The organism is Methylacidimicrobium tartarophylax (assembly GCF_902143375.2).
GTDB lineage: Bacteria > Verrucomicrobiota > Verrucomicrobiia > Methylacidiphilales > Methylacidiphilaceae > Methylacidimicrobium > Methylacidimicrobium tartarophylax.
Genome location: NZ_CABFVA020000018.1, coordinates 1 through 11,852, shown reverse-complemented (window position 1 = coordinate 11,852; position 11,852 = coordinate 1). Strand labels below are relative to the sequence as shown.

General features: G+C 61.2%; 9 protein-coding genes. 2 read left to right on the top strand and 7 right to left on the bottom strand.

The features are described 5' to 3' along the window. Positions 1-1,039 (bottom strand): type III-B CRISPR module-associated Cmr3 family protein (locus MAMT_RS02755; protein WP_142659433.1); only part of this gene is annotated, 1,039 nt, incomplete at its 3' end. A 2-nt stretch (positions 1,040-1,041) separates the two neighbouring features. After that, positions 1,042-4,023: a type III-B CRISPR-associated protein Cas10/Cmr2 gene (cas10, locus tag MAMT_RS02750; protein WP_142659431.1), complete on the bottom strand. Its 2,982-nt coding sequence runs from the start codon at positions 4,021-4,023 to the stop codon at positions 1,042-1,044. 467 nt (positions 4,024-4,490) lie between these two features. Between cas10 and MAMT_RS11750 the strand changes: the two genes are divergently transcribed. Beyond that, positions 4,491-4,622: a hypothetical protein gene (locus MAMT_RS11750; RefSeq protein ID WP_281289095.1), complete on the top strand. Its 132-nt coding sequence runs from the start codon at positions 4,491-4,493 to the stop codon at positions 4,620-4,622. 283 nt (positions 4,623-4,905) lie between these two features. Here the strand turns inward: MAMT_RS11750 and MAMT_RS02745 are convergent, their stop codons facing one another. The 5 genes from MAMT_RS02745 to MAMT_RS02725 all read right to left on the bottom strand — a co-directional run bounded on the left by MAMT_RS02745 (position 4,906) and on the right by MAMT_RS02725 (position 10,539). Next, complete coding sequence (locus tag MAMT_RS02745; RefSeq protein WP_178086875.1) at positions 4,906-5,613, bottom strand: hypothetical protein; 708 nt, start codon at positions 5,611-5,613, stop codon at positions 4,906-4,908. A 103-nt stretch (positions 5,614-5,716) separates the two neighbouring features. After that, a complete protein-coding gene (locus MAMT_RS02740; RefSeq protein WP_142659427.1) occupies positions 5,717-7,060 on the bottom strand; it encodes a hypothetical protein in 1,344 nt (447 codons plus the stop codon). Positions 7,061-7,098: 38 nt separating this feature from the next. Further along, positions 7,099-7,980 (bottom strand): hypothetical protein, encoded by an 882-nt coding sequence (locus MAMT_RS02735; protein ID WP_142659425.1) that lies wholly within the window; start codon positions 7,978-7,980, stop codon positions 7,099-7,101. 66 nt (positions 7,981-8,046) lie between these two features. After that, the gene (locus MAMT_RS02730) at positions 8,047-8,397 is read right to left on the bottom strand and encodes a hypothetical protein (RefSeq protein ID WP_142659423.1); all 351 of its coding nucleotides are present in this window, start codon (positions 8,395-8,397) and stop codon (positions 8,047-8,049) included. 294 nt (positions 8,398-8,691) lie between these two features. Continuing rightward, positions 8,692-10,539, bottom strand: a complete 1,848-nt coding sequence (locus tag MAMT_RS02725) for a PQQ-dependent dehydrogenase, methanol/ethanol family (protein WP_246186488.1) — start codon at positions 10,537-10,539, stop codon at positions 8,692-8,694. A gap of 90 nt (positions 10,540-10,629) precedes the next feature. Between MAMT_RS02725 and MAMT_RS02720 the strand changes: the two genes are divergently transcribed. Next, on the top strand, positions 10,630-11,852 hold a 1,223-nt coding region (locus tag MAMT_RS02720; protein WP_142659421.1), incomplete at its 3' end, for an MFS transporter.

Below are 11,852 nucleotides of genomic sequence, written 5' to 3'. Positions count from 1 at the left end.
CCCAGCCGCCGATCGGCTCGGGCTTGCCCAGGCAAGCGGCCACGAGATGGGCACCAATCCTTTCCGCAGGATCTTCTTCCTCGCGATAGACCCATGCGCGATCTTCCCTCCGCCTTCTCCGGTACTCGCGGCGGCTCTCTTTGTCCACCCAGCGCAGGCGAACCGCACCTGAATCGTCCACCCAGCCCGGACGCCAGCCGTGCGTAAAAACGGCCGGGGCCAGCAGAACCCACTTGATGCGCATCCCCTGCCGCAACGCCAGCGCCGGCAGGAGGCGAGAATCGCCCACGGGCTCCACCCGCACAAATCTTCCCTCCCCTCCCAAGTTTACCATCTGTCCGCTCAAGCTCGCCACGGTGAGCCCTCTTTCTTCCGGATGGCGCCATTTGTGAGCCGGTGGACTGCTCGCGCCAAAGCGGAGCACAACCCCTTCCCGTAACCGCAGGTGCTCGGCGACGTAGAGCCGGCCCTCCTTCGCCGCATAGGTCACCGGGTCGATCGCCACCCCGATTCTTCTTTCGGAATCCCAAAGCCCAGGATCTTCCGGCAAAGAGAGCTTCCCGCCGGCCAAGTACTCTTCGTAAAACGCGCTGTCGATCCAGTGGATGGGATGCTCTTCCTTTTCGGCTCTGGCTCCCGAGGCGATACAATATTGGAGGGGCGTGGGAAGATTGGTTGCCCCTTCTTTGCGCTGGATCGGCAACAGCCGCCGCATCTCCCGCTCCCCCTCGACGGCGACGAGATCGGCCGGACGCGGAAGGTAAATCTTCCCTTCGCGAACGGGAAAGGGGCCATGAACGTGGAGCCATTGAAACGCATCGGTTCCGATCTGCCCAGACGGAACACCCTTTCGCATCGCTCCGGGACGAGATTGCATCGGAAGGGCGTCCACGGCGCTGAGAAGCGCGGTGCGCAAGGCGCCGTGAAGAGCCGTCGGCAACGGCCAGCGGGCGCCGCGACCAAATGAGCTGCCAGCCGCAAGAGGTCGCGCATCGCGAAAAAAGAGCGTGTCGACAGGAATAAGATCGAAGCTTTCCATGGTTAATCTCGCGCATCCTCCAAGAAGGCCGTCGTCAGAAAGGGCCCGAGAAAGTCGTTCAATTGCCTCTCCTCCTTTCCGCAGTTCTCGAGATACCTCCCGGCAAGAGAAAGGAGTTCTTCTCTCTCCGCAGGCGAGAAGCTCTCGGCCGCTTGGCGGGTTGCAACAAACTTTAGATCGGCAGAGTAGAGGGCAGAGTCGATCTTTGTGCGCTGTGCTCCTTCGACGGGCTCATAGCGACGCAGAAGGCTCGCGAGCGCATAGGGGAAGCGTCCGGAGAGCTTTTTCTCGCGAGTCAGGCTGGCGAATTGCTCCAGAAGTTCGATTGCGCCCGAATCCCAGTTGGCACCCCACTCGAGGATTTCCCCTGAGCGTTTAAAGAGGCTCACCGCAAAGGCCGACCTTTTGTAATGGGACTTTGCCCGCTTCTCCGCCGCTCGAGCCGCCTCGACCACGATTTGGAGCGGGCTGTGCATGTGGCCGATGGCAATTCCAGCGGAAACATCCGCCCGCTGACCGGGCACCAGGACGTGGTATCCACGGGGAAATGGAGTATTCCTCTGCCGCTCCGGCCACCTTCCGTCCAGCCCCACGAAGCCCCATTGCTCCGTGACAGCTTCCAAGACGCCCTCGAACTCTTTGGGGAGAGCCGGATCTCCGCGAAACGCCTTCCGAAGGACAGACGCGCATTTCAAGACGTTGCGCGCGGGGAGCAAGGCGAGCACGTCGTCTCCACCGGCATAGATGAGCTGGCCTTGGAAACGATCCACGATGCGACCCGCGAGGTGGAGGGCGAAGTTGACGAGTGCGGTGCTCAGCTCCAGGTGAAAGCTCGGCGTGAGAAGGCGCTTGCCGTTGTCTAAGAGGTGGTGCAACGCCCCAGGTTCTTTGGCGCCGGGATGCTGCTGGGCAAAGTAATCTGCGGCCTCCTTCGATAACTGGCCACGAAGCTCGGGGGCCTTTTCTCCACTGAGCCACTTCCCCATCGAGTCGCCGTCGAGAGCGAGGACTGCGAAATAGCGGCCGGGAGCACCGCCGGCTTCGGCGCGCAAGCTCGCGAGCTCACGAAGCGCCCGCTCCAGTCCCGGCGACTTCATCTGCTCCTCCTGCTCCTGCCGCTCGCGAATCCGGCGCCGTAGCTCGGATTCGTGGAAGACGGCGGGGGTTACGGTGCGGACCCATCTTCTCGTCTGCTTGAACTCGGCATAGCGCGGATAGGGAAAATCCAACTCCTGCTCTGCCTTGTCCAGCGCCTTCCCGAACGCATCGAAGGCGGTGCAAAGATTAGCCTGCCCTTCCTCTCCCAGCTTCGCCTGAACACGCTCGATCCAATCGGCGGCGACGACGGCGGGAACGGAATCGAACCGAGGAGAGCGGGGGAACTGCCCTCCGAACTTCGCCTCAAGATGAGCCTTATGCCAAACGCGCTTGATCAGATTCATCGCCCCCAAGCGCTCCGCGCCGTTAAAGAAGTGATCCGGGATTTCAATCAAGCTCCGTTGCCATTCTTCGCTCCCGATGCACTCCTCCTTGCCGGAGAGGACGTCTTTGATCGCTCCATGGCGCGCCGAAAGGTCTTGGGGTGTGCTCCAAAACGGAAAGTCGCGAGTGTTCCGCCGGGCGGCGAGTAGAAAGTCTGCCATGGCATAATGAGCGGACCAGCCAAAGCCGGTATTCTCAACGACGGGGAGGCCTGCTTTGTCTGGAACAATTTCCGATCTCCAGCGGCCCGATTCACGCCAACTTCGGTGGCAATAGTTGCGGGGATCGAGATTCGCCTCCCGGATTCCTTTTCGCGCGGCATCGTAAGTCTGACGAAGATCAGCGCCTGCCTTCCGCCCCGCCGGAAGGGCTTCAAAGGCAGATAAAGCTTCCTCCAGATCCTGCTCCCAAGGCCAGGTCTGCCAGTGGACGGAAAGGAACTGGGAGACCTGCTGCCGCCACCTCGCCTTTCCGGCCTCATCCAGGGATTTGCGCTTTTTTTCGAACCAAGCCAGGCATTGTTCGGAGATCTCCTTCAGGCAATTCCGGATTCCCTTTTCGGCGGCCTCCGCCAGGTCCTTCGCCTTTTCGGCAGGGACGACCGCCAAAAAGCGGTTGGGAATGTTGGGAGTAAGGATCTGTTCCCCGGTCACGTGGAGCTCGGACCAGAGGCTTCCTTCCCGAGAGACGCGATCGTAGAGCTCCTCCTTGTGGAGAAAGTCGAATAGGGGCTGACCGCGCAAAGAGGGAAAGAGAATCGCATCGGGACCAATGCGGTCGGTGATTGCCTTGAGGCCATGGGCCACAAGATAGGACAGGAGATAGCTGCCGCTCCAAAGATCCCGGGTCGTTCGAGCCTGGGCGATAAATTCTTGGACAGGGCTTACGTGGACCAGGAGAAAGGCCGGCTTAAATGATCGAATCTCGGCGTTGGGGTCATCGGTCGAAATCTCGACACACCCTTGGAGGGCGCTCGTAATCGCGCAATGGGTCCAAATGGTGTGATCCGGAATTCGGGTATCGGCTGGAAGAAAGGCGAGACTGGCATGGCTCCTCGCAGCAAATTCAGGCCATAGCCTCCAGTGAAGAAAGAAGTTGGCCCAGTCCTTGCCGATCCGGGTCGGAAAATGGCAAAAGCTCCGATCCTCTATTCGTGAAATCTCGTAGTTTGTGGGTTGGCACGCAGCAACCCTTCCCTCGGCATCGCTCGGGTCGATCGGGTTGGTGAAAACGAGATGTCCGCCCCCCAGCGGATGCCGGAAGGGGGAATCGACATCTCCGCGGAAGACGGAGCTCAAGACCGAAGGCTTTGGGAAGAGGATCCGATCCGCGGCAGCGGCCACATGGTCAGAAATCTTGTCGAAAAACCAGCGCGCATCGGCCGGGTCGAAACCCGCCGCACGGACGAGCGGCTCAGCGATCTCCCTATGTTCTCGGATGTTGAAAGGCTTGGTCGGGGGATCGTGCAGGAAGGCCAGGAGCTTCCGCTGCCATAGATTCATAGCTGGAATGTTTAGGAGTGTATGCTAACATTGCCAAGCAAGAAGACGTCGGTGGACGTCGAATGCGAACAGAGGAAGTGAACGAAAAACAAGCCAGGCTCCGATAGTCTCGACTTGTGCTCTCGACGTCTCTCCTCTTCTCGGAATGTTCGCGCCCTATGCGCGATGCGTCGCTTTCTCTGTAGGCTTCCTCGGCAGGTATTGATCCCCAAGAGGGACCAGACTGGGTAGAAACCGAGGAACTTGGTGATGAGAGGAGGCAGGCCCACCAAGATCCACCACCTGCTCGCGCTGGGGAGCACCTCACATGGGAGTGTCTCCTGTGGAAGCCTCCGCCGATCACCGGATCGGAACAATCCCACGCTCTTCGTAGGGAAGGATCGCGAGTCGACTCGTAAATTTTGACACCGAAGAACCACGGAGGTCAGAAGAAGAGTTAACGGGTTGCGGAAGAGACGTTTGGGCGCATGCGTGAGCGATACGCCCGGCGGGAGCGGAAGGGGAAGGGGCGGATGCTCGAGGAGTTCTGCGAGCAGTGGGGCTATTCGCGCAAGCACGAGATCAAGCTTTTGTCCGGCAAGCGCACACTGGGCACATAAGGCCGAGGGAGGTAGGAAAGGCAGACCCCCTCGATACGGAGCAGAAGCGCTAGAGCCGACCGCTTTGGGGAAGCGGTCTCGCCGGTCCCAGTTGACGGTATGCGAACAACTCTCTTTACTCTTAGACAACCAAGCGGAAGATCGACCCGCACACAAAAAAGCGGACACAACCGCTGCCAGTCCAGCAATCCAAACCCCGTATCTCTCCCAAAGTTCGTAGCCGAAACGCGGGCCGATGGGCCTTAGCGGCAAGCCGCAGCAGAACGCCGGGCCGACCGGTAGACTATGGTCCCTGCGCCGGAGTCGCGGCATTCCTCATCCGCTTGTGCTCTTCCTTCGCTTTCTGCTCCTCCTCCCATTGCTGCTTTCGGAGCGCAAGTGCCTTTCGGACAGCTTCTCTCTCCTCCTTGGTAAATTGCGGCTTGTCCGGGATCTTTGGGGGAACGAAGTTCCTGGGTAGCACACCAAGCTGCTTATAGGCTTCGATCACCTCCGGAAACATACATTCGTAGTCGACATCATCCCCCACCCCTCTTGCCAACTTACTGTAGGCTTCCCGAACTCGCTGCCGAACCTCCTCAAGGCTGCTCAACTGAATTCCCTGCTCTATATCCTGCTTCTCCATCTCGGTCGCCTCAGGCAGCGTCAATCCCAGGGAAGTCCAAGAGGGCTTCCGTTTGTGGATGCCGTAGGAATGCGCGATCAACTCGGCTCTCTCCAAATTCATAAACCATGGGACGGTCACCTCCCCATGCTCTACCCGGACATAGTACTCGTCGGGGCCGATCCCGCCGCCCTTTAAACTCTTGTCCCAGTCGTGGATGTTGTACCAGCTGACTCCCTTGCCGGTCGCGACATGAGCAACGATTACCACGGGCTTCCCTTCAAAGAGTTCCTGCCAAACCTCCTCGCTGATCTCCTCCGGCCGGGGAGACGGAGGGAAGTAGGCGGCTCCGAAAGCGACCCGAAGAGCGGCGAGCATGCAGAGCACGAGCCAGGATAGGGTTCGCCAAGAGGATCGGCGCTTCGTTGAGATTACTTGCCTGGATCTTCTTTTCAGGTTTAGGGTCACCAGCTTGCTCCTTTTTGGTTATTCAAGGGCCCGAGGTCGAAGGCACCGGGCCAATCCAGTGAAAGAACTGTGGCATCTGGCCACCACTTTTGGCGTACCAGTCCGATGTGTCATCGTCGAGCGAGTCAACGGTCCATCCCGGGATCACCTTGCTGTTGGAGTCACCATTATTCGTGGAAACGAACTCCCACTCGTTCTTGTTTGCATTGAAAAGGACGATCCCGACGTGGCCAGGCACATGCGTACTCACAGTTTTATTGTTGTTGTCTTTCGTAACCTTCCAATACCCAGGAAAGAGGCAGATGTCCCCGCTCTGTTGCGGATCAAGCGACCACTGCAAATTCGGATCGGTCCAGTCAAGGCGCCCTTGCGCAAGGTCGTTCGCGATAGCGCTCTCCTGCGGCGTCAACTGCAGAGGCCAGGGACTCTTGTGTTGCTTCTTGAGCTTTTCGACCAACTCATCGTGGTTCGCCCCTTTTGTATTTAAAGCCTGTATCCGAGAGTCGATAGGCGCACCCACAGAGGCATAGAGCCGAAAGACGCTATCCAGGCAAAGTTCCTGAGTCAGTGCTCCATTTTGCAACTCCCTTTGTAGTTGGGCCACGACGAGTTGGTTGACAGGATCCAACTGCTCCGGGAGGGAAGCTGGAGGTGGGAAGATTTGCGTTTGGCTCTGGGAGCCGTTTGCGCTCGGATGTCTGCCCTTTCCGAATAGCGACTGCTTCAGCTCATGGCTGCGCGCCTCATCCTCCGGCCCCTGCCCCTCGGTATATTCGGGAATGATGTTTCCGTCGGGGCCGTAGCGGGGGCCGTCGGCCTTCGGCTTCTGCGGGCCCTGCGCCCCGTTCTGCTGTCCTGGAGGCGGAGGACAGCAGGTATTGGCCGTGGTGGGAGCGGTTGATCCATCCTGGGCTGCCCCACTGGCGGCTCCCGAGCCCGAGGCGTCGCCGAAACCGGAGGCCACGCCTGGATCGGAGACGGCAGACGGGGCCCCATCGGTCGGGGCCGTGGGAGCTGACGCGGAGGCTCCACCCGGCATGGCCGAGTTATTGACCAGCCCGGCGTCGCCGGAAGAGTCGGGTGCAGGGGATGGGCTCTGGGATGCTTGGACGGTTGCCCCCACTTGCGGCAACCCGTCGGAACCACTCGGAGCCGTGTTCAGGTCCGCTGGGTCGACGACCGCTGCTTGGTACGGAAAGGGCGTCGACGGGATGGAGGAGGACCCTCCCTCGGAAGCAGCTTGGGAGCTGGCAGCCTCTTCCGCAGGTGGAACGGAAATTTGCCCATAGCTCCTCAACCTCCCCTCGGGAGCCAGGAGGGTCGCCCAAAGCAAGAGGCAGGAGGTCCAAACGCCCCTGGATCTCATCGGCGAATGCTCCCATGGAGGTTTTGGGATCGGGGGACCTACCGGCGCAGGGGGATCTTGCCCTTCTGCTCCTCGATCTGCGCCCTTTGGAGGACAAAGCAGTCAATCCACCGGTTGCGTTCCCGCGCGCGCGCCCGGTAGTAGGCCACAAAGCGGGACTCGGCGTCTTGCGGTTGGAGCGCCCGGACGGGAGCGAGGAGCGGCCCGGCCCAGTCGGTCCGGGCGGCATAGGCCGGGAGAGCCGGGGTCCAGCTCGAAAGGCGGGGAGCCTTTTCTAGCTCGAGGAGCGGCCCGAAAGCGGCAAAGAGCCGGGGCTCGGTGGCCCGAAGCCACCCTTGGGCTCGGGCGGCCATGCCGGGCGGCTCGGCGCCGGGAACTCCCCAGGTCGCATGGTAACGGAAGACGAGCTCGTTCCAGGTCGCCTCATCAGCCATGGAAAAGGGTAGAAGGCAGCGGTCGCCCGCGAGGCGCAGCGCATAGGGTTCGCCCTCTCGAAGAGCCAGGATCTCCGCGGCGACAAAGCCGCAGTTCCATTCGAGGAGGGAGGGGGCGGCCAAGAGGATCTTCCATTGGCCGTCTACAATCTGGGCCAGCTCGACCCGCCAGCGGAAGACGAAGGGCTCGTTTGCCGGGAGCAGCAGATGCTTGCTTTGAATATCGTGGACACAGCCCGGCGGGAGGCAGGCATCGAAGAGGAGATCGCGCCAGATCCGCGCGACCGGCTCGGTCACTCCTTTAGGGATGGGAACCGGGATCGCTGCCGCCACGTAGAGATCGATCGGGCAGCGGACAACGGCTCGGTAGTCAATCGCCACTCCTTCTCCGACGCGCTCGTAGCGGATCGGCTCGATCGAGTCGATCGTCACCAGCCGCTGGAGGTAGCGCTGCAAGCAGGCCCGGGCGGCTTGGATGGGTGGCAACTGCTGCCACTCGACTTCGGGGTCGAGCCGCCTGGCTTCCCGGAGTCCCGGGTCTCCTTCCTTGTGCTAGTGGAGGAGCTCCTTTTGCCAGCGGGCATAGTCGGTGCAGAGCCGCGCAAAGGAGTGGGGCTCGTCATCGGCCAAGGAAGCGGGAACGGCTGGGGTCCGGGGAGCGGCAACCGGAGGCGCCGGCCGCTTCTGCTCCTTCCACCAGAAGAGGATGGAGAGGGAGAAGAGGGCCAAAAGGGAGAGGGCCACGGCAAAGACGGGCAGGCCGGCCTCGATGGGTCTCCCGGGCACACGCCAGCCGCTCGGCGGCCGGATTGCCCTGGAGGCACCCTCCCCTTGCACCGGCTGGAGATTCGATCTCTCGGAAAACTCCCTCTCTTTCCGCTCCGGAAAAACGACCGCGCGCATGACTCCCTCCCTGGTTGCCGTCTGCGTTCCCCCTGCCCGCGCGGAGCACCCGCGACCGCTGCGGCAGAGGCCTTGGACCGCTTACTGGAAAGGAGATTACCGGAGCCGGACGGAGGTCGGGCAAGCCGTTTCTCTGTTACATTTTTGTGACAGTTCCGTGAACTTTTCGTGACAAAAGGACCCTGCTTCGCGCAAAGAAAACTTAACCCGCCTCTCTCCCAAAGTTCGTAGCCGAAGCGCGGGCCGACGGGCCTTGGGGGCAAGCCGCAGCAGAACGCTGGGGAGACCGGCAGGCTAATCGAGGCCAAAGACGACGAGCTCGCCTCCCGGGGTCGTCGATTGCGGCAGGCCGGAGTTATCCGCCGCGCCGTTGGCGCCCATGGCCGCCCTCGGATCGTCCTTGGGCAAGCTGACGGCGGCAGGCAACCCGAACCAGCCTCCCACTCCGGAATAGACGGCTATATACTCTTTGTTGTCCGGTCCGAGGAAGGCGATCGGATTCCCGACGATGCCCGAACCGAGCTTCTGCTGCCAAAGAAGCACCCCGGTGCGGGCGTCGACGGCCTTGAGCCATCCGTCCAGCGTCCCGTAGAAGACCAGGCCGCCGGCGGTCGCCAGCGCCCCGCTCCAAACCGGAAATCGCTCCTGGATTTCCCAGACCCGCCTTCCTTTCACCGGATCCCAGGCGATGAATTCGCCGTAATACTTATCCCGTCCTTCATGCCCGGAGTAGATGAGCAGATCCGCGCCCACATAGGGGGTTCCCGGGTTATATTTGGCCTCCATGGCCTGAATATCCATGCAGAGGTTGTTCGTTCCGACGTAAAACAGATGGGTCTCCGGATCGTAGGCCGCCGGTTGCTGATTCTTCCCACCCATCGAGGAAGGGCAGACTCCCTTCACATCAACCCCGAGCTTGGCTCTCTTCTCCGGGACTTCGATCGGCCGATCATCCCCGCGGTTGATCCCTTTGGCCCAGTTCTCGTAGACGAAGGGGACAGCCGAGAGCACCTCCCCGGTTCCCCGATCGAGCGTGTAGGCGAATCCGTTCTTATCGAAGTGGACCGCGCATTTTCGCTTCGCGTTCCCAATCGGGAGATCGACCAGGATCAACTCATTCGTGCCGTCGTATCCCCACGAATCCCAGGGAGTCATCTGGAAGGCCCATCGCGCCTTCCCCGTGCCCGGCCGACGCCCCCAGAGGGTACAGGACCACTTATTATCCCCGCCCTTTCTCACCTCGGTATTCCAGGATCCCGGGTTGCCGGTTCCGTAATGGAAAAGATCCAAGTCCGGATCGTAGCTGAACCAGCCCCAGGTCGTTCCGCCCCCAAGCTTCCACTGCTCTCCCGGCCACGACCGCGTACCCTCCCCCTCTCCTCCGTGGCGCGGACACTCCTTGTTGAAATCTCCCTCGAGCAGTATGTCATCGTCCGGACCTTGGCTGTAGGCCACCCAGCGCGGCTTGCCCGTCTGGATGTCGTAGGCATTGATCCGACCCCGAACGCCGAACTCGCCCCCGGAGATTCCGATGATCACCATGTCCTTGATCACGATGGGGGCTCCGGTGATCGTCTCCCCGCGAGCGATCTCTCCCTGTTTCACCTTCCAGACTTCGTTGCCGGTATGAGCGTCCAAGGCAATCAACTGCCCATCCAACGTCCCGAGAAAGATCTTGCCCATCCCGTACGCTACGCCCCGGCTGACGGTATCATAGCAGGCCGCCGCAATCGCCGACGGCTTCTGCTCGGGCGTATACTTCCAGAGGATCGTGTAAGGCTTTTGTCGCAAGTCGAGCGCATAGATCGTGTTCGGAAAGGGAGAGTGAACATACATGGTACTGCCGATGACGAGCGGGCCCCCTTCATGGCCGCGGAGGGCTCCCGTGGAAAAGCTCCATACGACGTGCATCCTTTCGACCGTTCTCGCGCTGATCTGGTCTAGCTCGCTGTACCGCGTCGCCTCGTAGTTCTTCGCCTGCATCGGCCATTGACCGGGGTCGGCTCCCAGCCGAAGCAGCTCCTCGTTGGCTTGCAAGGGGAGCGGCATTGCCAAGAGGATACCCAGCGAATAGACCCATCTCATCCAAGACCCGTAGCCATGGCCTCTCCTCTCCCCCCCCTTTCCCTGTTCCCTCCTCATTCTTGCTCCTCCTCAGATCGCTCCTCTTCTCTCCGAGCCACGTGCCCTTCCCCCGAACGAAACTGAGGCATTCTATCGAGCAGCAGGCGCATGCCCATGAAGATTTTTCCGCATCTAAGACCTTTTCGATCGCCCCCCTTCCGAGCTCTTTTTCTCGGACAGGCGTTCTCCTTCGTCGGCAGCTGGGTCCAAAACGTGGGCCAAGGGTGGCTTGTCTACCAGATGACCGGCTCTCCGTTCTGGCTGGGCCTCTTCGGCTTTGCCGGTTCCCTTCCGCTTCTTCTCTTCTCGCTCCCCGCCGGAGCCGTTGCCGATCGAATCCCCCGACGGCGAATCGTGCTCCTCACCCAAATAGCGGCGCTGCTGCTCGCTTTCTTGCTCGGACTGCTCACCTTCTTCCATCTTCTCTCTCTCCTTGCTTTTGGTCTCCTGATCTTTGCGATCGGTATCGCCGGCTCCTTCGAGCTACCCGCGCGCCAGGCCCTTTTCCTCGATGCCGCGCCGACCGAGGAGATTCGCGCCGCAGTCGCTTGGAACTCCGTACTCTTCAACGGAGCTCGGTTGATCGGCCCCGTGGTCGCCGCCTTTCTCATCCCTGCGCTGGGCGTCGCCGCCTGCTTCTGGGCCAACGCGCTTTCCTACGCCGTTTCGCTCGGCTGCCTCCTCCGGATCTCGGCTCCGCCCCGACAAGCTCCCGCAAAGCCTATGCGATCTTCCCTGTGGGAGGGAGTTCGCTATCTTGCGACAAGACGAGCTCTCTTGGGCCAGGCCGCCTTGATCGGATTCGTCACGATCTTTGGGTGGCCCTACACCGTGCTGCTGCCTTTCTTCGCCGAGAGCGTTCTGCACAGCGGCCCCAAAGGGCTGGGGCTACTGATTTCCGCAAGCGGAGCGGGATCACTCTTGGGCAGCCTGACGGCAACCGCTCTGGTCCGGACTTTCCCGCTTCCCCGCATCGTCTTCGGCGGCATCAGCCTCTTTCTTCTCTCGGCGGCAGGCTTTGCCCTCTCCCGATCCTTCTTTTTCTCAGCTCTGCTGCTCGGGATGGCGGGGTTTGGCCTGGTCCTCTTCCTTTCCGCGGCAAACGCCTTCCTCCAAGAAAACGCGCCCCCGGAACTGCGGGGACGAGTGGCGGGCATTTCTACCCTCTTCTTCCAAGGTCTTTTCCCGGTCGGCAGCCTTTTTGCCGCACTCTTCTCTCGCTTCTGCGGAGCTCCGGCTACCGTCCTGCTGGGCATCGGGCTCTGCGCCTTGGGCTCCCTTGGGGTCGCCTTCTGGATGTCGTCCCGGACTGGCGAAGCCGCCGGCTCCGG